The sequence below is a fragment of the Emticicia sp. W12TSBA100-4 genome (assembly GCF_040253585.1).
In the GTDB taxonomy this organism is placed as follows: Bacteria; Bacteroidota; Bacteroidia; order Cytophagales; family Spirosomataceae; genus Emticicia.
The window spans coordinates 1-20,365 of record NZ_JBELAU010000015.1 but is presented as its reverse complement, the minus strand read 5'-3'; the positions used below and the strand labels follow the sequence as shown (position 1 = coordinate 20,365).

At 38.1% G+C, this 20,365-nt stretch carries 16 protein-coding genes; 8 read left to right on the top strand and 8 right to left on the bottom strand.

Going from position 1 to position 20,365, the window contains the following annotated elements:
- Positions 1-98 precede the first annotated feature (98 nt).
- Entirely contained in the window at positions 99-596 is a 498-nt protein-coding gene (locus tag ABR854_RS20885; protein ID WP_350267795.1) for a DinB family protein, read from the bottom strand.
- A 299-nt stretch (positions 597-895) separates the two neighbouring features.
- Positions 896-1,585 carry a helix-turn-helix transcriptional regulator gene (locus tag ABR854_RS20880; protein WP_064197475.1) on the bottom strand — a complete coding sequence of 230 codons (690 nt, stop codon included), beginning with the start codon at positions 1,583-1,585 and terminating at the stop codon, positions 896-898.
- A 535-nt stretch (positions 1,586-2,120) separates the two neighbouring features.
- Between ABR854_RS20880 and ABR854_RS20875 the strand changes: the two genes are divergently transcribed.
- The 6 genes from ABR854_RS20875 to ABR854_RS20850 all read left to right on the top strand — a co-directional run bounded on the left by ABR854_RS20875 (position 2,121) and on the right by ABR854_RS20850 (position 11,399).
- The gene (locus ABR854_RS20875) at positions 2,121-4,601 is read left to right on the top strand and encodes a DUF5916 domain-containing protein (RefSeq protein WP_350267794.1); all 2,481 of its coding nucleotides are present in this window, start codon (positions 2,121-2,123) and stop codon (positions 4,599-4,601) included.
- Positions 4,602-4,627: 26 nt separating this feature from the next.
- Positions 4,628-5,290 (top strand): ABC transporter ATP-binding protein, encoded by a 663-nt coding sequence (locus ABR854_RS20870; protein ID WP_350267793.1) that lies wholly within the window; start codon positions 4,628-4,630, stop codon positions 5,288-5,290.
- Positions 5,291-5,360: 70 nt separating this feature from the next.
- Positions 5,361-6,701 carry a TolC family protein gene (locus tag ABR854_RS20865; RefSeq protein WP_350267792.1) on the top strand — a complete coding sequence of 447 codons (1,341 nt, stop codon included), beginning with the start codon at positions 5,361-5,363 and terminating at the stop codon, positions 6,699-6,701.
- A 316-nt stretch (positions 6,702-7,017) separates the two neighbouring features.
- Positions 7,018-8,484, top strand: coding sequence for an IMP dehydrogenase (gene guaB, locus ABR854_RS20860; protein WP_350267791.1), 1,467 nt, complete (start codon positions 7,018-7,020; stop codon positions 8,482-8,484).
- A gap of 166 nt (positions 8,485-8,650) precedes the next feature.
- Entirely contained in the window at positions 8,651-9,646 is a 996-nt protein-coding gene (locus ABR854_RS20855; RefSeq protein WP_350267790.1) for an SDR family NAD(P)-dependent oxidoreductase, read from the top strand.
- A 340-nt stretch (positions 9,647-9,986) separates the two neighbouring features.
- Positions 9,987-11,399, top strand: coding sequence for a tetratricopeptide repeat protein (locus ABR854_RS20850; protein ID WP_350267789.1), 1,413 nt, complete (start codon positions 9,987-9,989; stop codon positions 11,397-11,399).
- Positions 11,400-11,463: 64 nt separating this feature from the next.
- Here the strand turns inward: ABR854_RS20850 and ABR854_RS20845 are convergent, their stop codons facing one another.
- The 6 genes from ABR854_RS20845 to ABR854_RS20820 all read right to left on the bottom strand — a co-directional run bounded on the left by ABR854_RS20845 (position 11,464) and on the right by ABR854_RS20820 (position 16,352).
- A complete protein-coding gene (locus ABR854_RS20845) occupies positions 11,464-11,880 on the bottom strand; it encodes a hypothetical protein (RefSeq protein ID WP_350267788.1) in 417 nt (138 codons plus the stop codon).
- Positions 11,881-11,892: 12 nt separating this feature from the next.
- Positions 11,893-12,246 (bottom strand): YciI family protein, encoded by a 354-nt coding sequence (locus tag ABR854_RS20840; RefSeq protein WP_350267787.1) that lies wholly within the window; start codon positions 12,244-12,246, stop codon positions 11,893-11,895.
- A 79-nt stretch (positions 12,247-12,325) separates the two neighbouring features.
- Entirely contained in the window at positions 12,326-12,895 is a 570-nt protein-coding gene (locus ABR854_RS20835) for a Crp/Fnr family transcriptional regulator (protein ID WP_350267786.1), read from the bottom strand.
- Positions 12,896-12,966: 71 nt separating this feature from the next.
- Positions 12,967-13,575, bottom strand: a complete 609-nt coding sequence (locus ABR854_RS20830) for a Uma2 family endonuclease (RefSeq protein ID WP_350267785.1) — start codon at positions 13,573-13,575, stop codon at positions 12,967-12,969.
- 122 nt (positions 13,576-13,697) lie between these two features.
- Positions 13,698-14,777: a phosphotransferase family protein gene (locus ABR854_RS20825; protein ID WP_350267784.1), complete on the bottom strand. Its 1,080-nt coding sequence runs from the start codon at positions 14,775-14,777 to the stop codon at positions 13,698-13,700.
- A 96-nt stretch (positions 14,778-14,873) separates the two neighbouring features.
- Positions 14,874-16,352: a DUF4301 family protein gene (locus ABR854_RS20820; RefSeq protein ID WP_350267783.1), complete on the bottom strand. Its 1,479-nt coding sequence runs from the start codon at positions 16,350-16,352 to the stop codon at positions 14,874-14,876.
- Positions 16,353-16,637: 285 nt separating this feature from the next.
- On the opposite strand from ABR854_RS20820, the gene ABR854_RS20815 reads away from it, so the two are divergent.
- Both ABR854_RS20815 and ABR854_RS20810 read left to right on the top strand, forming a co-directional pair.
- Positions 16,638-17,888 (top strand): glutamate-5-semialdehyde dehydrogenase, encoded by a 1,251-nt coding sequence (locus ABR854_RS20815; protein WP_350267782.1) that lies wholly within the window; start codon positions 16,638-16,640, stop codon positions 17,886-17,888.
- Positions 17,889-18,060: 172 nt separating this feature from the next.
- The coding region (locus ABR854_RS20810) for a PAS domain-containing sensor histidine kinase (RefSeq protein WP_350267781.1) at positions 18,061-20,365 on the top strand (2,305 nt) is incomplete at its 3' end.

The window sequence follows — 20,365 nt, the reverse complement described above, 5'->3', positions numbered from 1 at the left end:
TTGCGTTTACCCTAAAAAAGCATTTTTCATAATTTTGTGTAGGTTATATACCTTTCATGAATTTCCTTTGGCTAAAAAGTCTTTAGAAAATCCCTCGCTTAAAAGTTTTTCTCGTCGGCACTTGGCCCATAAGAACCAGGAATCGGAATATCCAAAAGGCGTAAGAAAACCCCTAATTGAGCTCTATGATGAGTCGTTTGGCTCAACGCATTACGTACGGCTTCGGCTTTACTTACATCCATAAAAATTTGGTCGCCTGTACGTAACTTCCACGATTCGGTCAATTTTTCTTCATTTTCTGGAATAAGCTGCGTACGTCCATCAGCCAACGATTCTTCAAAATACGCCAATAATTCAGTCGTATTATTGATTGCTTTTGGCACGTAGGGCGTTGTTGCAAAATCTAATTCATCGGTCGTTAAAGCTAAAGTTACCCAAGTTGGTAATTCGGCGACGTGCGTACCCAACTGGCGAAAAGTCATACTTCTTGGGTGTGGCTGCCAGTCGAATTTATCATCGGGAATGAGCGATAGCATCTTTCGAGTGACGAGGGATTCTTGTTCTAATTCTTTGAGGAAGGTTGCAATCATTGACATAATTTTGTGTTATTTTTGGTTAATGACACAAAGAAAATATGCCTCACTGACAACCCTATGTCAGTACTTTTGAAAGTTTATTCGGAACTACACGCTTTTTGACGTATCTCAGCGAATTTATTCGCTGACTAAGAGAACAAAGGTATATTTTCTTTCTTTGTTCGACTTTAAGTCGAAAGACACATATACATTTTCTTATCCTTTGTTCCCTTAGCTACCCATTTCAATGGGTTTTATAATCAATAAATTTAATTGTATAGGGTTCTTAAAATATTTTTTGTTGTCTTATGAAGCAGTTATCAATAATTTACAGGAATCTGCGGCATATATTCGCCTACTTCGATGTGGTCGGTCTTTTTGAAGGCTTGGTGCGTATCTTCAATTTTCGACATTCGTGAGACATTAAAATCTCGGTATTCGTTTCTTGTATGACACCACGCTATCAAATGCCAACCAAAAGCGTAGAAAATCAACCCGATTGGCTCTGCTTGGCGGCGACTGTGTTCTTCTTTATTATTTCGATACGAAAACGCAATGATGGTTTTGGCGGCAATGGTTTGCTGCAAAATTGAGAGATGTTCGTAGTCTTGCGTGAGGCGTTCGGGAACTTGATATTTGATATTATTGGTCAGAAACTCAACCTTTTCTTTTTGTTGCGTTGGTAAAATCGACTTTATTTTATTGAGAGCATTGGAGTAATGTTTCTGAATAGATTTATCGGTAAAACCATAAACCAACGATTCGGTCAGAAGAAGGGCGTTGGCTTCTTCGGTTGATAGCGAAATTGGTGGGAGAAAATAGCCCTGCACTACAAAATACCCTTTGTTTGGCTCAAAACTCAACGGAATGCCCGATTCGCTCAAAGCCTTTAAATCTCTGTAAACGGTACGGACACTAATTTTAAATTTCTCGGCAATTTTTTCGGCCGAAACATATTTTCTTGATTGTAAAAAGGTAAGAATCCCGAAAAGTCTATCTATGCGGTTCATTTTTAGTTTATCTTTTTCATAATTTTTCTAACTCATTCAAATATACGTTAGATTCCGAAAAGATACAATTTCGTTTCACCAAAACTATTTTTTCTAAGATTCTCAATGTCCGAAGGCGTACTTAAATTGTCCATTTTCGGACATTTACTTTTTATAAAAAATATACAAATATTTGACTATCAATATTTTATAAAGTTGGCACAGGTTTTGAAAAATACTATTTGCTGTCTAAATTAGGGTTTAGAGCATCAGATACACAAAATTATGAAAAAGCTATTATCACATTAAAAACAAAAACTTATTTCAAAACAAAACCTACATCCATGCAACTTTTATGAAAAAATAGTGTCGTTGTCGTAATTACTTTTTGTAACCTTTTTTTTTCAGACAAGTATTCACATCAGATTGATTAATAATTGTTAAAAATACACCTCTTAACATTTATTAATACTTGTCGAAAGCCAAACAAAAATAAATTTGTGACCGCAAAGGCTCTAAGCTTCTACGACACAAACTGTACTTACAAACAACAATTATGAAAAAGCTCTTTTTACTAACTCTGATGCACTCGTGCATTGGCTTCAGCTTAACGTTTGCCCAAACTCCAACGCCTCGCTCACTCGAAGCCAAACGCACCAACAAACCCGTAGTTATTGATGGCAAACTGAATGATTTGGCTTGGCAAGATGCCGCCATAGCCGATGATTACACCGAGTTTCGACCAACCGCTGGTCGAAAAGAAGAAAAAGGAAATCATACCGAAACTTATTTGATGTATGATGATGCAGGAATCTATTTCGGCGGAACTTGTTTCGAGCGAAATGTCGATAGCATTGCGAAAGAATTATCAGGCCGTGATGGTTTCGGAACAAATGATTACATCGGTTTGATTTTCGATACTTATAACGACAAATTGAATGGTTTTGAATATTTCTTGACTCCACTTGGTGAACAATGGGACGCAAAAATGACCTCAAACCAAAATAGCAATAACGGTGGCGAAGATTTTAGCTGGAATGCCGTTTGGAAAAGTGCCGTGGTGATTCATGATAAAGGTTGGAGTTTCGAGATGTTTTTGCCTTATGCGGCCATCAGGTTTAGTAAAGATAAAGTACAAAATTGGGGGTTGAATATCACCCGAAGAAGAAGAAAAACCGAGCAACAATATACTTGGAATCCGATTGACCCAAATGTAAATGGTTTTCTGACCCAAGAAGGACAATGGAAGGGCATTTCGGATATAAAACCACCACTTCGATTGCAGCTTTTTCCATATTTTTCGGTGTATGCCAATCATTTCCCGACGGATGTGGCCAATCAGAAAAATTGGACAAATCAAGTGTCAGGCGGTTTAGATTTAAAACTCGGCCTCAGCCAAGCATTTACGCTCGATGCCACCTTGATTCCAGATTTTGGGCAAGTACAAAGTGATAATCAAGTCTTGAATCTGACACCTTTCGAGGTGAAATTCAATGAATATCGTTCTTTTTTTACGGAAGGTACTGAGCTTTTCAACAAGGGAAATTTGTTTTATTCTCGCCGAATCGGAGGCACACCAATTAATTTGTATGATGCCTACGATGACGTAAAAGCTAATGAAAGAATGTTAAGAAATCCGTCGGAATCGAAGCTAATTAATGCCTCAAAGATTTCGGGACGTACCAAAAGCGGCTTGGGCGTTGGTCTTTTAAATGCTGTTACGCAAGCACAATTTGCCACCATCGAAAATATCGAAACGGGTGAAATTCGTAAGTTTGAAACCAATCCAACGACCAATTATAACCTTTTTGTGCTTGACCAAACACTCAAGAATAATTCGAGCGTAAGTTTTGTCAACACCAGCGTTTTGCGAGGTGGAAACGAATACAATGCTAATGTGAGTGCCGCTCTTTTTAGCTTTTATGACAAGAAAAACACCTATAATTTGGCAGGAAGTGCATCGCTCAGTCATTTAAAATATAAAACACCTAATAGTGAAAACTCACTCGGTTATAGTCATAGTTTAAGTTTCGGAAAGAATAGCGGCCGATTCAATTATCATCTTTCACAGGCCTTGACCGACGAAAAATATACCAGCAACGATTTAGGTTATTTTACGAATAATAATTTTATAAATCATAACCTCCACGTTGGCTACCGATACACCGAACCAAAAGGCTGGTATAATCGCTTATTTTTGAATTTTAATGCTGGTTTGAGCAATTTATACACCCAAATTGGTGAAATAGATAGTAAATATCAGAATTCAAGATTCAATGTGAATATCAATGCACAGACAAAAAAATTGATTTGGTTTGGTGCTTTTGCTAATTATAACCCTGTTCAGAATGACTTTTACGAGCCACGCACAATGGGAAAAGTGTTCAGAAGAGGTGGAAGCGTAGCTTTTGGTGGTTGGATAGAGAGTAATTCGGCAAAGAAATATTCGGTCAATGCAGAAGTTGTGGAGCGAGTATTTTTAAATTTTTATAAACTCAGTGGTTTTGATGTTTTTTTAGCTCAAAATTACCGTTTCAATAGCAAGTTTTCGGTTGGGCTTCAACTTGGTTTTCAGCCAAGACCAAGAGGTTTGGGTTATACCACAACTCTTGATGATGGAAATACTTTATTTGCTATCAGAAAAGTAAGCACCATTGATAATGTATTTAACTTAAAGTATAATTTCACCAATAAAATGGGACTTACTTTCAGAGCCAGACATTATATGAGCGTGGTTGATAACAAAGAGTTTTTCACACTCAACAATGATGGTTCGTTAAGTCCAAAAACAGGTTTAACCGAAAAATATAACCGTAATGTCAATTACTTTAATATTGATATGGTTTATACTTGGCAGTTTGCTCCTGGTAGCTTCCTGAATGTTGTGTGGAAAGATGCAGGAGTTATGAGTTCAGAAATAGCCAATACACGTTACTTTGACAATTTTCAAAATACGCTTCAGAGCGACCAAAATAATAATTTATCCATCAAAGTCATCTATTTCTTAGATTATTTGCAACTCAAACGAAAGATTTAGATGGCGAAAGTCCGTAAACAAAACCAATGATTGAACTAAAAAATATCTCCAAATATTATCCAGCAGGATTCGGCAAAACCTATGTTTTACGCAACATCAATCTCGAAATAAAAGAGGGCGAATTTGTATCAATCATGGGGCCATCAGGTTCAGGAAAATCAACACTTCTTCATATTTTGGGCTTACTCGAAGAGGCTTCCGAAGGAGAATATATTTTAGGCGAAAATCCAGTACTGAAACTTTCTGAAAAGAAACGTACCGAACTGCATCGCACAAGCATTGGTTTTGTTTTTCAGGCTTATCATTTGATTGATGAATTGACGGTTTACGAAAACATCGAAACCCCACTGCTTTATAAAGGACAGTCATCGGCCGAACGGAAAAGTCGTGTGGCCGATGTACTCGACCGCTTCAATATTGTAGCCAAAAAAGACCTTTTTCCCTCTCAACTTTCGGGTGGACAGCAACAACTCGTCGGCATAGCACGAGCGATTGTAGCCGAGCCAAAAATTATCTTTGCCGATGAGCCAACGGGCAACCTTCACTCCGAACACGCCCAGCAAATCATGGAGCTTTTCAAAGAACTCAACCAAAAAGATGGCGTGACTATCGTGCAAGTAACTCACTCAGAAGCCAACGCCGAATATGGTAATAGAATTATAAGATTGAAAGATGGTTGGATAGAATAGCAGCCAGCCCCCTAACCCCCGATGGGGTAATTCATTTCTACTATATTTTCTAAATTACATTTCTATTATCATGAAACAGCTATTTTTAAAAATCTCACTCACAATCATCATTTTATTCCCCCATCGGGGGATAGGAGGCTTTGTTTTCGGGCAAGGACTTTCCCTAAAAGAATGCGTTGATATTGCTATCAAAAATAATTTGACTTACCGAGAAAGTCAGATAATGGGCGAAAGTGCCAATATCGAACTGGCAAGAGCAAAATCTCAGATTTACCCACGCATTGGGTTCGGCACAGGTCAAGATGTACGAGTAGGGCGAAGTATTGACCGTTTCACGAACGCATACATTGAGCAAGTTTATACCACCAATTACTTTGGTTTGCAGGCATCAATGCCCGTTTTTAATGGTTTTCAAATAAAAAATCAAATTCGTCAAAATGAGTTTCTGCGTGATGCTGGGGCTAAAAATATCGAAGCCGTAAAAAACCGCACCATTATCGGAATCATTCAAGCGTATTTGCAAGTTTTGGCTTCGCAAGAATTGCTTGAGGTAAGCAAACAACAAGTCGAAACCGCCAAATCGCAAGTTGAAAGAGTAAACAAACAAGTGGCAGCTGGCGTAGTTGGTCAAACAGAGCTTTTCCAAGTTCAATCTCAGTTGGTCAATGATGAGTTTTCGCTCGTTACTGCCCAAAACAATAACAAAGCTGCCCGCCTTGCATTGTTTCAACTAATGAACCAATCAAGCAATAATGCAACAAGTTTTGAGGCCTTAAAAGATGACGCACTTCAATACACGATTGATAATCAGACGATTGACGGCATTTTTGAGCAAGCCGCCAATAATTTCCCCGAAATAAAAGCAGGTGAACTCCGCCTAAAAAGTTTTGATAGTCAGCTTAAAGCTACACAGGCTTTTAATTTACCACAGATAAGTCTATCGGGTAATTATGGCACGTTTTATTCTTCATCTAATAAATCAGAAAACTATTTTACACAAATCAACGGTACTCGCAGTGGGTCGTTGAGTTTAGATATTAGCATTCCGATTTTGGGTCGTTTACAAAATGCTCCGAGAATATCGGCCGTAAAAATCCAACAACAACTCAGTCAAAATCAGTTAAATGTGGCCAAACTCCAACTCCGCCAAGCCATCGAGCAGAATTATCAATTACTCACTGCCGCCTCTGACCGCTACAAAGTTGCAAGCAATCAAGTAAATATTTTAGACCAAAATATCAAAGCCGTAGAAAGTAGAATCAATGCAGGAACGGTCAATTATTTGGAATATATGCTTGCCAAAACTAATTTCGATCGTGCGAAATCTAACCTCGTACAAGCCAAATACGAATTCTTATTACAGAAAAAAATCTTAGATTTTTATAAAAACGGTGAGTGGAGGATTGAGTAATTTTTTTAGTTAGAAATTATTTAAGTTACAACCTTCAAAAAATGGAACGCTGATGACGCTGATTAAGCTGATTTTCACTGATAAAACAAAACTTTATTGTAAATCTGTAAAAATCAGCGTCATCAGCGTTCTAATTTTACAATGAATTTTATTGGTTACAACTTAGCATTAAAAATTACATTCTGTGGACTGCCGACCATCGACCGTGGACTCTCTCCCTAACATTACCCAAAAATTAAATTTTTCGCATAAAATTGTCGTTTTCAAATATTTGCCGTAACTTTGCTTGGCAAATAAGAAAACGAAATTATTTGCTATGTTAGATTCTTCAAAGTTGCTTTACGAAGCACTCACCTACGACGACGTTCTGCTCGTCCCAGCATACTCCGAGGTACTTCCACGTGATACGCACACGAAAACATTTTTAACAAAAAATATTCAACTTAACATTCCACTTATTTCAGCGGCAATGGATACCGTTACCGAATACGAAATGGCAGTGGCAATGGCACAAGAGGGCGGAATTGGTTTTATTCACAAAAACATGTCTATTCAGCAGCAAGCCGAGCAAGTTCGCAAGGTGAAGCGTTCGGAGAGTGGCATGATTATCGACCCAATTACACTTCCCGAAACAGCAACTGTTGGCGATGCTCTTCGCATCATGAAAGAATTCCGCATCGGTGGTATTCCAATCGTTGATGAAAACCAAAAGCTCAAAGGAATTATCACGAACCGTGATTTACGTTTTCAACAAGATGCTTCAAAATCAATCACCGATATCATGACCAAAGAAAACTTAATCGTTGGGCATGAAGGAGCAGGATTAGCCGAAGCCGAAGATATTTTACGCAATTATAAAATCGAGAAACTTCCGATTGTTGATAAAGAATACCGAATCATCGGTTTGATTACTTACCGAGACATTTTAAAGAAAAAAGACCGCCCAAATGCAGCAAAAGATAGCTTAGGTCGTCTGCTTGCTGGTGCGGCTGTAGGCGTAACGCCTGATATTGAGGCACGTGTAGAAGCCCTTATCAAAGCAGGGGTTGACGTGGTAAGTATCGACACCGCTCACGGACACTCGAAAGGTGTAATTGATACCCTCAAACGTATCAAAACGGCTTTCCCGAAAATTGATGTTATTGTTGGAAATATTGCAACCGAAGAAGCAGCTGAAGCCCTTGCCAAAGCAGGTGCCGATGCCATCAAAGTAGGTGTAGGCCCAGGAAGTATCTGTACTACCCGTATCATTGCGGGTATCGGAATGCCACAACTTTCAGCCGTTGCTGATTCAGCAAAAGCTGCCGCAAAATACGGTGTTCCTGTAATTGCCGATGGTGGAATTCGTTTCTCTGGCGATATTGTAAAAGCCATTGCTGGTGGTGCAAGTACCGTAATGATGGGTTCACTTTTGGCAGGAACTGAAGAGGCCCCTGGCGAAATGGTGATTTATGAAGGACGTAAATTTAAAACATACCGTGGAATGGGTTCGGTAGAAGCAATGGAAGATGGTTCGAAAGACCGTTATTTCCAAGATGCTGAAGATGACATCAAGAAACTCGTTCCTGAAGGAATCGTGGGTCGTGTGCCATTCAAAGGTCGTGCTGCCGAAATTATCTATCAAATGGTAGGTGGCTTAAAAGCAGGTATGGGCTATTGTGGTGCTGGCGATATTGCCACTTTACAAAAAGCTAAATTTGTAAAAATCACGGCGGCAGGTATCAAAGAAAGCCACCCGCACGATATTCAGATTACAAGAGAAGCTCCAAACTATTCGAGATAATCGTTTCTTTTATACGAAAAGAAAACTGAACGCAGATTTTTATGGTTCTTATGATAGATATATGATTTAACGAAAGCAAATCATAATCCATCCGAACAATCATAAATATCTGCGTTCTATTTTGCAGTAAATAGTGTAAACTTTTATACATTCACTCATTAAAAGCATGAATCGAGTTCTAATTACAGGTGCAAATGGCTTAGTTGGCAGTGCTACTGCTCGTAGATTTATAGAAGCGGGCTATGAGGTTTCGGCATTGTGCCGTGCTGGCAGCGATTTATCTTTACTAAAAGATATTATATCTAAAATCAAAATTATCGAAGGTGATATTTTAGATATACATTCACTTGAAAATGCACTCGAAAATCAAGACTTTGTCGTTCATACGGCCGCATTGGTATCGTTTGCACCCAAAGACCGCAACCAAATGTTTAAAGTAAACGTGGAAGGAACGGCCAACTTAGTGAATATTTGTTTGGAGAAAAAAATCAAAAAACTCTGTCATGTAAGTTCGATTGCGGCATTGGGTCGCCCAACGTCGGCATCAGAAAATGTACATGGAGGAATCATTGACGAAAACCAGAAATGGGAAGATTCTCCACTTAACTCAAATTATGCAAAATCGAAGTATGAAGGAGAGCTTGAAGTTTGGCGTGGCGAAGCCGAAGGACTTAATGTGGTGGTAGTAAATCCCTCAATTATTTTAGGCGAAGGAGATTGGCACAAAAGTAGTACGCAGCTCTTTAAGTACGTTTATGACCAGCACAAATATTATACCAACGGTAATCTCAATTATGTCGATGTAAACGACCTCGTAACTGCTATTTTCAAACTTATTACCTCCGAAATCAAAGGTGAACGCTTCATTCTAAATGGAGGAACTACCACATACAAGGTATTTTTCGAGAAAATAGCGGCCGTTTTCGGCAAAAAAGCCCCTTCTAAGACTTTATCACCGTTCGCCATTGAAATCCTGTGGAGACTTGAAGCTCTGAGGGCATTCTTTACAAAAAAAGCTCCATTAATTACAAAAGAAACCGCCCATAACTCTCGCACGAAATTTGCTTATAAAAACCAAAAGATTCAGAAAGCAATTAATTTTCAATTTACTGACTTGGACGAGACAATTAGTCGAGTTGGAAATTTTCTTTTGAAAAAATAAATTGGTTATTGGAGAATTAGTTATTGGGAAACTGCGGGGCCGCCCGTGCGGTTATTGGTTTGTTTTTCTAATAATGAGTAACTGGTTCACTAATCAACCAATAACAAATCACCATCATAATAACTTTTATTTCTGGAAAACTATTGACATTTAATAAATAATTTTTACATTTATTGATAGTTTTATTGACACTGCTATTCTTGATTATTATTTGATTGATTATCAATAGATAACACTAAAGAAGCAGGAGAGATAGGGCTGTTTTAATACCCAAAAAATCAATTTTAAGCACGATGTGCAGTCCTTGGTTGGACTGTTTAACCTTTGAGTGGAATTCTACATGCAACACGAATTTAGTGACAGATTCGATGGTTTCGATGACGCTGATGTGAAAGCATCGGCTGAACGCTTTGAGGAAATGCTCAAAAGTAAAGAAACGATTTTCTTCGACGAAGAAACATACGAACAATTATCCGAATACTATTTGCTCAAAAGCAAGTGGGATATGGCAATGAAAGCCTGCCGAATTGGCCTTCAGCAATACCCTTATTCGCTCGAATTACTACTCGATAAAGTACAACTTCACGCTAACTACGAGCAGTTCGACGAAGCAATGGAGGTTTTGGATACTGCTGCCACTTATAATCCAGCCGATAACGAAATAACCTACATGAGAGGCGTCATTTGCAATCTCATGGGTAATTACGAAGAAGCCATTGAGCATCTGCGTGAGGCATTATTATTATCTGACGAAAAAGAAACAGTATATTTTCAACTTGCCCAAACTTACCAAAACTGGCAGAAGTTTGAAGAAGCAGCTCATTTTTACAAAAAAGCTATCCGAAATAAATTTCAAGAAGAAATTGCTTTTTATGAACTGGTTTTTTGCTTAGAGCAAGTCGATAAATTAGAAGAAAACCTCAGCTATTTTCAAGAATTAGTTGATAATGATCCTTATTCGCATTTTGCGTGGTTTGCATTGGGCATGACCCACAGCCGCCTTGGTAAGCATAAAGATGCTGCTTTTGCGTATGATTATGCCGTTACTGTCAAAGAAACTTTTGCTTCGGGATGGTTCAATTTGGCTCATGCCTACATGAACCTCAATAATTTTATTGATGCCAAAGAATGCTACGCCAATGTGCTGAAACACGAAGCTCCAACGGCCGAGGTTTATACGCATTTGGGGGCTGCCTGCGAGAAACTGGAACAATACGACGAAGCTTACAAAAACTACCGAGAAGCCACCGTTTTAGATGAAATGTGGGACGATGCTTGGTTTGGTATGGGTTCGGCTTTGTATGAGCAAGAACGTTGGTTTGAAAGTGTCCATTTTACGCAAAAAGCCATTAAACTCAACGAAGCAAACGCTGATTATTGGTTGCTTTTGGGCGATACCGAATCTAAGTTAGGTAATTTTTTATCAAGCAATGAGGCTTACACACAAGCCGTTGCACTTGACCCGAACAACCCTGATATTTGGTTAAATTGGTCTTTACTTTTCTTTGAGCAAAACCAATATGGCAAAGCCTTTGAGATTGTGTATGACGGAATCAGTGAAATGCCCGACGATGCTGACTTATTTTATCGTGCAGCAGCCTATTTGATTTTTGATGGAAGCTACAACGAAGCCTACAAATACCTCGAAACAGGCTTGATTTTAAACTATGATGCCCACACCCAAATCTATGATTTCTTCCCGAATCTTGATACACAAAAGGCTCTTTTTAGAATTATTGAGCAGTATAAATAGAGAATTTATATAAACAAACGAGGCTTGGAATAACTTCCAAGCCTCGTTTGTTTATATAATGTAACTACCCAATAATACGCTTATCTTTGGCTACAAATTTGGCAAAAGCCAATAATGCCCCAGTTACCATTATATTTCTAAAAAAATTTACCATTTCAAGTTCTTTCTCTCTTGCTATATCAGCAGTCATATTTCCAAGGCCTAATTCTTGCCCCATTGCTCTTGGTAAATGTACTAAAACTGCCATTAAGACTACATAAACTGCCATTAATGAGTAGGCTAATTTATCGTACTTCCGAATTACGGCACTTACGATAAATAATAAGATGCAAACTAAAGTAAAGTAATTCCAAAAGTACGGAAACGGAATATAATTAGGCACAAATGAAGCTCCGACTTCGGGCTTGCCTAAATGCAAACCAACGTAAAGTAAAAACGAAAGAGGGAATATATATCTACCCGAATTTAAGATTTTATCCATTGTATTGCTTGTTTAGTTAGTTGGAAAAGGAATAAGTGGGCGAATTTCAACCGAGCTATTGGGGTATTTTAGTACTGGGCAGGTTTTGCTCCATTCTTGCACCTCTTCCAAACTATCAGATTTACAGACTAAAAATCCTACTACTAAAACACTATCAGCTTCTTTATGTGGGCCGACGGAAACACCACTATTGCTTACAATAGACGCTTCATAACGCATTGGGGCGGTATGTACTAATTTACCTTGCATGGCAATATTTCCAATCCAAGATTGCCATTTAGGCATGTCTTCTGCCATATCTTCTGAAGTGGCCAAATATCCGTTTTCGGCACTGGCGTTGCGAAATAACAATAGATACTCTGTCATGATTCTTTAACTTTAATTGTGAATGATGGGACAAATTTCAGCAATTAAAATTTCGTGAATGATGACAAAAGTCTATGTTTTACAGTTTGGCTTTGAGACGGCTAAAAACATCTTTATTGATGCCCAGATAGGAAGCGATGAGTTTACTCGAAAGGCGTGTCATGAGCATTGGTCGATATTCCATTAACCATTTAATTCTATCCAATGCTGTCAATGATACGAATGTATTGATACGATAGACGGAGTTGGCATAAGATGCCTCAAGGATTTGTTTATAAACTTTGTCAAACTGAGGAACTGTTTCCATCAGTTTTTGAAAAGTCGGTTTATCTATGGCGAAGAGTTCGCAGGGTTCAACGGTTCTTATATTTTCTAAGGCTGGTTTGCCACTGCCAAAACTTAAAAGTTCTGAACACCAATTATCCTCAATGATTATGTCACGGGTTGTTTCATTAAAATCTTTATCATAAACATAGACTTGCAAACAACCTTTGGCAATGAAATATACATATTTACAAACATCGCCTTGTTGTAAAAGATGCTGGTTTCGCTTAGTTTTGATATGCTTAAAAGAGGAAAGCACCATATCTAAATTATCAAGGTCATTGCCGAGTCTGTTGGTGATATGTTGTTTTAAAACCTCTATCATTCTGGTAGAAAGCTGGTAATTAAAACTTTAAAGTTTTTAACATCATCTTCATTTGCATCAATCATTAAGGCTTAAAAAACTACATTCTCATAAATATCATTCATTTCTAAGGTTATGCCCAATGATTTTAGGTTAAATTTTTGGCTATCAGCATTATGCGATGTTATCCGCCATAAATCTATTTCTTCTCTGTAACGAGTTTCAACACTCATTTTTTTAGGGTCAATCAAAACGTATTCTTTGAAAGAGGGAATGCTTTTGTATAAATCAAATTTTGCAGTTTTATCATACAAACTCGTTCGACGAGAAAGCACCTCAACAATCACAACAGGATTCAGTAAAATATCTTCACGATTTTGATAAAAAATAGGTTTTTCGCTTATTACCAAAGCATCAGGATATACTGCCACATTTTCAGCTTCAATATACACTTTCTGGTTATCGCCAAGAATTAAATACTTTTTTTGAGTATTTTTAATAGACAAACGCATAAAATGTAAGATATTGGAAGCAATTAGATTATGATAAAATTTAGCATTTGCCATTTTTACGATGATTCCATTATAAAATTCATGTTTCTCCTTTGCTCGCTCTTCACGGGCAAGGTATTCCCACAATGTATAAACTTTAGGAGCGGGTCTAATGGATTGGTTAGATTTCTCTAAAAATGTAATAGCCATCTCAGTTTTTTTATTCAAATGTAAGAAAATTACAAGAAAAATCAATAAAATTGGCTCAATATCGGGGCAACAAACGGCAAGGCTTCGGTGTAAATTCTATCGCAATAAAGCTTAGATGTCTATCACATCATTTTTCCACTCTCAATCGACTTTATGCCTTTTTTAGAAAGTGCTTTCACTCCAAAAATTAAATCTGCAAAGCGTGGGTCGGTGGTTAGTCCTTTCTTGTATCGGCTATAAATTTGTTGAATAACAACCGAGTTTTTAAATAAGCCAAAAACATAGAAATATAGAATATTTGATACATCTCGACCGCTTTTTTCGGCGTAACGCTCGGCAAACTCTTGGCGAGTTAGGTTTCCTTCTACCCACGAAAGGTTAAATGTTTTTTCAAATGCTCCATCATTGGCTTCGGCCCAATACGAAAGGCTTGTACCTACATCCATGAGTGGGTCGCCAACGGTGGTCATTTCCCAATCTAAAACTGCAATGATTTCTGATAAGTTATTGGCATTTAGCACCACATTATCATATTTATAATCATTATGAATGAGTGTAGGTTTGCTTTCGGTAGGAAGATTCTCTTTGAGCCAAGCGGCCAACGTATCCATTGCTGCAATCTCATCGGTCTGTGAGGCTAAATAGCGTTTATACCAACCTTCAACTTGTCGTTGGATATAGCCTTCGGGCTTTCCGATATTTATCAGGCTTGTGCATTCAATATCAATAGCGTGTAAAGCTGCCAGATTATCGCACAGTGCTTCCGAAAGTTTTCGCATTTCGGCAGGAGTAACGGTTTGCATGAGTTTAGGAGCATCTTTTGCTCGCAAAATAATGCCTTGTACTCTCTCCATGATATAAAATGGACAACCCATTACGGCCTCATCATCAGTGAAAAGAATCGGGTTTGGTATTTTTTCATACCCAATTGACTTGATGGCTGTCAGAATCTTATACTCACGAGCCATATCATGCCCACCTTTGATGTCTTTCGCACCCACTGGCGGGCGACGTAAAACATATTCATGATTAGCAGTTTTCAAAAAATACGTCAGATTCGAGTATCCACCAGGGAACTGTGAAACTTCGGTAATTTCCTCAAAATCAGGTAATTGAGATTTGATAAAGTCATTCAACTTTATCAAATCCAATTCTTCTCCTTGCCTAACTGCCGTAGGCGTATCTATTTTTAATGATGTCATTTTTTAGTCAATTGCGGGCGATGTTCCGCACCACGGTCGGTAGAATTTTGTTGTTCAATCTCATTCTTAATTCTACATTCTCAATTCTTCATTGAATTACTGGTGTTCTGGTCTCAGCAAATCATTCACCGTTTTTACGGGGTTGAATGTAATCAATGGCACTTCTACAAAGAGTGTGTTCCAGTCGGCCATTGCACCATTCCACAAACCTGGTAATTCTTGTGCTTTTAGGTCACGACCACTTTGTGATTTTTGCGTATTGAAGCCAGTTTTTGGGTCACGGAACTCCAAAAGGTTGAATTTATTTCCTTGATAATCTTTTAGTGTACAAATCAAATCAACAGGATTGAAGTGCGTTGCACCATCAAAAATTTCTTTTTGTTCGGGGTCTTTCAAATCAATTTGAGCCGATTCTACTACTTGCAGCGAAGTCGAACCATCGGCATTTTCTGCCCAGAAAGGTCCACCACCTGGCTCGCCAACGTTTTTCACCATGCCACAAATACGCAACGGGCGATTGAGTTTCGTACGGCAATAAGTTTTACGTTCTTCAAAAGTATAATCATCATAACCGTCAGGGAATTCTACACAAAGGTCGAACTCAATGAAGTCCTCCACTTCTTCTACGTCCTCTTCTTTCAAATCAGCCCCATCCATCATTTTCAAATACGCAAAAACGGCTTGTTGGTAGCTCAAAACTAAACTCGCCAAAGCTTTTTTGTAAGTAATTGTTTGCTCCTTTAGACTATCTGGCACTACGTTGTCGATGTTTTTGATAAATACCACATCAGCATCTTGGTCGTTGAGATTTTCGAGCAAAGCTCCGTGTCCTGCTGGACGGAAAAGTAAATCACCGCTGGCCGTGCGGAAAGGGGTATTATCAAGATTTACGGCAATCGTGTCGGTTGATGGCTTTTGCTCTGAGAAGCTGATGTCGTATTTTACGCCATATTTTGCTTCGTAATCAGGCAAAACTGCATCTATCAAGGCCGTAAACTTGCTTCTATGCTCAGGTGAAACCGTAAAATGAAGATTTACATTACCGCCTGAACTGGCATATTTTGCCCCTTCAACCAAATGTTCTTCGGCTGGTGTGCGAGTCGAATCGCCGTATTTATGGAACTCCAACAAGCCTTTTGGCAAAGCACCATAGTCGAGTCCTTCGGCCGTGAGTAGGTGTCGGAGAATGGTTTTATGGTCGGCCGATTCGCTACCGACTGATTTTATCAAACTTTTGTAGAATGCAAAATCTTGTAGGTGTTCTAAGACCTCATTGACCAATTTGTCGAATTTATTTTCTTCCAGAGCCGCAAAAAGCGATTTGAACATACGTGAAGCTGCTCCCGAAGCAGGTACAAATTTCAGTAGTTTTTTGCCGAAAATTTGGTCGTCGAAATCCTTCGATAGTTCTTTGGCTTTTTCGTCGCCAAGCTGAATCATTCCATCGTCGATGGTGGCTGCTCGTACGACATTTAGGTATGGAAATCCCACTTTAAAATTCTCGATTTGTTCAAGAATCGTTTCCACTTTTGCCCCACGGGCTTCGATTAGGCTAAGGTCTTTTTCGCTAAACATAATTAATATGGTTGATTTAATTAGTCCAAGGTCAATAGTTGGTTTTCAAGGGAATTTAAACTATTGATAAGGAGGCTTTTGGTAAAAATTGTCGTTGTTTGGTTTTAATCAGCTACTTTATGGTATAAATGTTTTGTTAAAAATGTAATTTTACGAAAAAATAGAATCAAGGCAATGTTTTTGCTCGGGATTAATTAAAATTTAGTCGAGTCAACGGTCAATAGTTCACAGTCCACAGAACGCTATTGACTGTCGTCTGTGGACTATCGACTTATAAAAAAAATAATGAATTCAATACTTCCTCTTTTACAGCAAACCCAACAAGCTTCGGCGTCCGTTCGACGTTTTACCGATTCCCAACGCAGCGATTTATTAAATGAATTGGCCGAAATCATTGAGCAATCGAAGGTACTGATAATGTCAGAAAATCAGAAAGATTTAGACTTGATGGATAAAGCTGACCCCAAATACGACCGTTTATTATTAACCGAAAGCAGGATTCAAGGTTTGGCCGACTCGTTGAGAGAAGTTGCTCTTTTGCCCGACCCCACGGGTGAAGTATTGATTGAAAGAAACCTCGAAAATGGACTGAATATCAAGAAAATAGCTGTTCCGATGGGAGTTGTGGGCGTAATTTACGAATCTCGCCCCAACGTAACGATTGATGTGGCTTCGTTATGCTTACGCTCAGGTAATGCTTGCGTGCTGAAAGGTGGAAAAGAAGCTATTTTCTCGAATACTTGCTTAGTTGGCTTGATTCATCAAGCCTTAGCCAAATTTGGCGTTGCGGCCGACGCCGTTTTGCTTTTACCAACCGACCGAAAATTCACTGAAGAATTACTAAAAGCGACTCGTTTTGTAGATATTATTATTCCTCGTGGGTCTGATTCGCTTATTCAATATGTACGTCAGAATTCTCTCATTCCGACTATTGAAACTGGTGCGGGTGTGGTGCATACGTATATTGAAGAAAGTGCAGAATTAACGAAAGCGAAAGAAATTATTGTTAATGCCCGCGTTTCTCGTCCATCGGTCTGTAACTCGCTCGACTGTGCTATCGTTGATGAAGCCATTATTGATGAATTTTTACCAATGTTGGTAGAAGATTTCAAGAAATGGAATGTTGGCGTTTATGCTGATGAAAAATCGTATGCTGTTTTTGAAAAAATTGGCTACGAAAACCTTCATCATGCCCAACCCGAAGATTTCGGTCGTGAATGGCTTGATTATAAAATTACAATCAAAACCGTGAGTGGCTTCGATGAAGCATTGGCTCATGTGCAAGCCTTTTCTTCTCGACACTCAGAAGCCATTTTGACAAATAATCAGGTACTCGCTGAAAGATTTTTGGCCGAAGTTGATGCCGCAGCGGTTTATCATAATGCCTCTACTCGCTTTACCGATGGCGGACAGTTTGGACTCGGTGCTGAAATTGGCATTTCGACCCAAAAACTCCATGCCCGTGGGCCTTTTGCTCTCGAAAAACTCGTTACCGAAAAATGGGTAATTCTTGGTGATGGGCAGGTACGGTGGTAATTTCTAAAATTGTGGTATAACAATTTGTTCTTTTCAATTGTTTGATATATAAATCCAAAAATTGGTTTGCCTAAAACCATAGTATTTTATATCCTTAAGTTAAACTCTATACCACAGATGCCTTACTAATAAAATTTTGCTGCCTATTTGAAGCTAAAAACACCAAAAGTATATGTCTAACTTAAAAATTTATGAGCAACTACTGCATTCAATTAATGAAGCAGTTTTAGTACAAGAAAACAATGCAAGTACGGCGGATGAAATAATTGTATTCGTAAATAATGCTTTTTGCGAAATTGTCAATTATTCAGCAAACGAACTAGTAGGCAATAGCTGCTCATTACTTTTTGGCACCAAGACCGATACTACGCTAATAAGTGAAAAGTCATCCTCTTCAGATAAGCAATTTTCGAATAATATTCTTTACGATAAGCACAACAAAGAGATATACTGTGCCATAGAAGCTTTTTCATTAGATAACTATCGGGTTTCTATCATCACAGTAAAAAACGAGCAAAGTTTTTCGAATAATAGTAACCTCGACAATGACTTTAATAGAACAGTGCTAGAAAGTAGCCCCGATTGCTTAAAAGTAATTGATGTGGAAGGCAGAATTCATTTTATGAACTTCAATGGGTTGTGCCAGATGGAAATCGATGATTTTGGTGAATTTAAATATAGGTACTGGTGGGATTTATGGGGTGAAGAAAACCGTGACCTTGTTAGGTCGGCAGTTGAAAAAGCTAAAAATGGAGAATCGGCAAACTTCACGGCTTTTTGTGAAACAGCCAAAGGCACTCCCAAATGGTGGGATGTGATGGTTTCGCCTATTCGTCACAAAGGTCACGATGTATCACAAATCATTGCCACTTCTAGAGATATTACTTCACAAAAAGAAACTTTAGAAAAACTCGAAAAAGGAAGTCAGTTACTATATACCGGCCTAAAAGTTGCAAATGTAGGTATTGCAGAAATCAATTATGTCACCAACACCGTTACTTTATCTACTGAGGCCGCTCACATGTACGGGTTGTCTACAAATCAACGTCAAATAAGCAGAGAAACATTTCACCAAACAATCCACCCTGCATTTAAGGTGGAAATGAAAAAGAAAATAGAAGTATTATTAAGTAACCATGCCAATGATTTTATGGAGGTTGAGCATCAGGTTTTGTTACCCAATAACGAAGCCAGATGGCTGAAGGTGAGAATGAATCTCTTTTTTGACCACACACTTTCGCCTCCTAAACCAAAGTACAGTATTCTGGCTGCACAAGATATTACTGAACAAAAAAATATACAGGAAGAAACCAAACAAAACGAACAACGTTTCAAAACATTGGCTAATTCAATCCCTCAACTGGCTTGGATGACTGATGCTGAAGGTTACATTTATTGGTATAATGATAGATGGTATGAATATACTGGTACAACATTTGAAGAAATGCAAGGATGGGGTTGGCAGAAAGTTCACCACCCAGACTTAGTAGCGGGTGTAGTAGAAAGATTTAGTACTGCCATTCAAAAAGGTACAAATTGGGAAGATACTTTTTTGTTAAGGAGAAAAGATGGAGAATATCGCTGGTTTTTGTCAAGGGCTACTGCAATTAGAAATCAAGACAATAAAGTTGTGCAGTGGTTTGGTACTAATACAGATGTATCGGTAGTTAAAGAATCAGAAAAGGCTTTGAATTTACTAAATGCTTCATTAGAAGAAAAAGTAAAAGTTCGAACAGAAGAATTAGAATTAAAAAATCTAAAACTTCAACAAATGTATGAAGAGCTGACAAGCTTTAATTTTATAGCTAATCATGATTTAAAAGAACCTCTTCGGAAAATTCAAATTTTTACCAAGCTTATCACTGAGGATAAAACGCTTTCGAAAAGGTCTTCAGAGTCTCTGAATAAGATGCTTAAAGCGGTGCACCGGATGCAAAACTTACTTGATGATTTACAAAAATATTTAGCAGCAAACGAAATGACAGATGCGTTTGAAAGCTGCGATTTGAATAAGATTATTGGAAATATACAAAGTCAAATACAAGAATCTTCTCAACAGCAAAACATTAATTTTGATGTATCGCCTTTGCCTGTTGTTAAAGGAATATGCTTTTTATTTAGTCAGTTATTTGCTAATATTATTGAAAATTCGGTCAAGTATTCTAAGCCAAATCAGCCAATTTCAATCAAAATTCATTCAAAAGAGGTCAGCGGGAGTGATATTAATGAAGAAAAAGTTATTCATCATCTTACTTATCATTGTATCCAAATTAAGGATAATGGTATAGGGTTTGAACAAATATTTTCCAACAAAATTTTTGAGTTATTCCAAAGATTACACGCCAATCAAACCTACTCAGGCACAGGTATTGGCTTGGCTATTTGTAAAAAAATTGTTACTCGATTCAATGGATTTATCACCGCAAAAGGTGAAGTAAATGTTGGGGCAACGTTTATAATTTATTTACCAAAAGCTT

Excerpts from the sequence above, each read along its gene's own strand:
- ABR854_RS20885 (WP_350267795.1), bottom strand. The coding sequence starts at position 596 with ATGTCAATGATTGCAACCTTCCTCAAAGAATTAGAACAAGAATCCCTC.
- ABR854_RS20880 (WP_064197475.1), bottom strand. The coding sequence starts at position 1,585 with ATGAACCGCATAGATAGACTTTTCGGGATTCTTACCTTTTTACAATCA.
- ABR854_RS20875 (WP_350267794.1), top strand. The coding sequence starts at position 2,121 with ATGAAAAAGCTCTTTTTACTAACTCTGATGCACTCGTGCATTGGCTTC.
- ABR854_RS20870 (WP_350267793.1), top strand. The coding sequence starts at position 4,628 with ATGATTGAACTAAAAAATATCTCCAAATATTATCCAGCAGGATTCGGC.
- ABR854_RS20865 (WP_350267792.1), top strand. The coding sequence starts at position 5,361 with ATGAAACAGCTATTTTTAAAAATCTCACTCACAATCATCATTTTATTC.
- guaB (WP_350267791.1), top strand. The coding sequence starts at position 7,018 with ATGTTAGATTCTTCAAAGTTGCTTTACGAAGCACTCACCTACGACGAC.
- ABR854_RS20855 (WP_350267790.1), top strand. The coding sequence starts at position 8,651 with ATGAATCGAGTTCTAATTACAGGTGCAAATGGCTTAGTTGGCAGTGCT.
- ABR854_RS20850 (WP_350267789.1), top strand. The coding sequence starts at position 9,987 with ATGCAACACGAATTTAGTGACAGATTCGATGGTTTCGATGACGCTGAT.
- ABR854_RS20845 (WP_350267788.1), bottom strand. The coding sequence starts at position 11,880 with ATGGATAAAATCTTAAATTCGGGTAGATATATATTCCCTCTTTCGTTT.
- ABR854_RS20840 (WP_350267787.1), bottom strand. The coding sequence starts at position 12,246 with ATGACAGAGTATCTATTGTTATTTCGCAACGCCAGTGCCGAAAACGGA.
- ABR854_RS20835 (WP_350267786.1), bottom strand. The coding sequence starts at position 12,895 with ATGATAGAGGTTTTAAAACAACATATCACCAACAGACTCGGCAATGAC.
- ABR854_RS20830 (WP_350267785.1), bottom strand. The coding sequence starts at position 13,575 with ATGGCTATTACATTTTTAGAGAAATCTAACCAATCCATTAGACCCGCT.
- ABR854_RS20825 (WP_350267784.1), bottom strand. The coding sequence starts at position 14,777 with ATGACATCATTAAAAATAGATACGCCTACGGCAGTTAGGCAAGGAGAA.
- ABR854_RS20820 (WP_350267783.1), bottom strand. The coding sequence starts at position 16,352 with ATGTTTAGCGAAAAAGACCTTAGCCTAATCGAAGCCCGTGGGGCAAAA.
- ABR854_RS20815 (WP_350267782.1), top strand. The coding sequence starts at position 16,638 with ATGAATTCAATACTTCCTCTTTTACAGCAAACCCAACAAGCTTCGGCG.